At 68.0% G+C, this 659-nt stretch carries 1 rRNA gene and 1 pseudogene; both read left to right on the forward strand.

Annotated elements, in window-relative coordinates:
- A 5S ribosomal RNA gene (rrf, locus tag ACFWYM_RS34040) occupies positions 1–95 on the forward strand; the annotation flags it as partial.
- 189 nt (positions 96–284) lie between these two features.
- Positions 285–659: pseudogene (locus tag ACFWYM_RS34045) on the forward strand (hypothetical protein); the annotation flags it as partial.

Below are 659 nucleotides of genomic sequence, written 5' to 3' on the forward strand. Positions count from 1 at the left end.
AAACGCCCGGTTACATTCCGAACCCGGAAGCTAAGCCTCACAGCGCCGATGGTACTGCAGGGGGGACCCTGTGGGAGAGTAGGACGCCGCCGAACAATTCTTCAAGGACCCCTGGTCCCAGCGTTCACGCTGGGACCAGGGGTCCTTTTTGTTTTGCTGAATTTGCCGAAGCGCGCCGACTGCCTGGCTGCGCGAGAATGACTGCGGTACCGAAGACTAGGAGTCACCGATGTCCACCAACTCTCCCGACGAGCGACCCGAGCGCGACCAGCGCCGCCGGGACAGTGGTGACCGGGACCGGGGCGGATACCGCGGCGGACCTCGCCGCGACAACGACCGTGGCGGCTTCCGTCGTGATGACCGGGACCGTGGTGATCGCGGTGACCGCGGTGGGTTCCGGCGGGACGACAACCGTGGTGGTGGCTTCCGCCGGGATGGTGACCGTCCCTCGTACCGTCGTGACGACCGTGACGGCCGTGACGACAGCCGTGGCGGCGGGCGTCCGCCTTTCCGACGCGACGACCGGCCGAGCGGGCCGCGCCGCGACGACCGGCGCGACGACCGTGACCGTGGCTTCCGCAGGGACGGCGACCGTCCCTCATACCGTCGTGACGACCGTGACCGGCGTGACGTTCGTCGTGATGACCGTGATCGTGGTG

Source organism: Streptomyces sp. NPDC059009, from assembly GCF_042740175.1.
Classification (GTDB): Bacteria; Actinomycetota; Actinomycetes; order Streptomycetales; family Streptomycetaceae; genus Streptomyces.